This window comes from Mannheimia kashgarensis (assembly GCF_041807705.1).
Lineage (GTDB): Bacteria > Pseudomonadota > Gammaproteobacteria > Enterobacterales > Pasteurellaceae > Mannheimia.
Map to the genome: position 1 here is coordinate 1 of NZ_JBGTYY010000072.1, position 588 is coordinate 588.

Below are 588 nucleotides of genomic sequence, written 5' to 3' on the forward strand. Positions count from 1 at the left end.
CGCCATGTGAGAGTAGGGCATTATCAATCTATGAATTTGCGGAGCGGTAGTTCAGCTGGTTAGAATACCTGCCTGTCACGCAGGGGGTCGCGGGTTCGAGTCCCGTCCGTTCCGCCAACTTATTTAAGTAGGGGCAAATCATTATTTGCCCCTACAACCACACAGAATTTACCAATAGGGGCGTAGTTCAATTGGTAGAGCACCGGTCTCCAAAACCGGGTGTTGGGAGTTCGAGCCTCTCCGCCCCTGCCATTATTTAGAAAGCCGACTGATTTCAGTCGGCTTTTTGCATTTCTGAATTTTGCAAAAAAATTGGGTAATTTAGACCGCTTATTATCTTGATTTTTTATCAGCCTTGCATAGTACTATGCATTTCCTTTCTCTTAACAGAGAAAGGAAAACAATCCTGTTAAACACTATTTTAGTGAGGCTACACTATGAATTTATCAGTTTTAGATGAAATAAAATTAAGGGGCTGTCCTAGATAACGACTAAAACTTCCATTTAGGTTAAGATAACCCTATGAGAAAAAGTCGTCTAAGTCAGTACAAACAACATAAACTCATAGAGCTGTTTGTAGCAGGCGTA

The 588-nt window shown here is 41.7% G+C and carries 2 tRNA genes and 1 pseudogene; all 3 read left to right on the plus strand.

Annotation, left to right across the window (positions count from 1 at the left end):
* Positions 1–40 precede the first annotated feature (40 nt).
* Positions 41–117, plus strand: a tRNA-Asp gene (locus ACERCF_RS12510).
* A 59-nt stretch (positions 118–176) separates the two neighbouring features.
* Positions 177–252 (plus strand) — tRNA-Trp (locus tag ACERCF_RS12515).
* A gap of 270 nt (positions 253–522) precedes the next feature.
* Positions 523–588 (plus strand): annotated as a pseudogene (locus tag ACERCF_RS12520) (IS1595 family transposase); the annotation flags it as partial.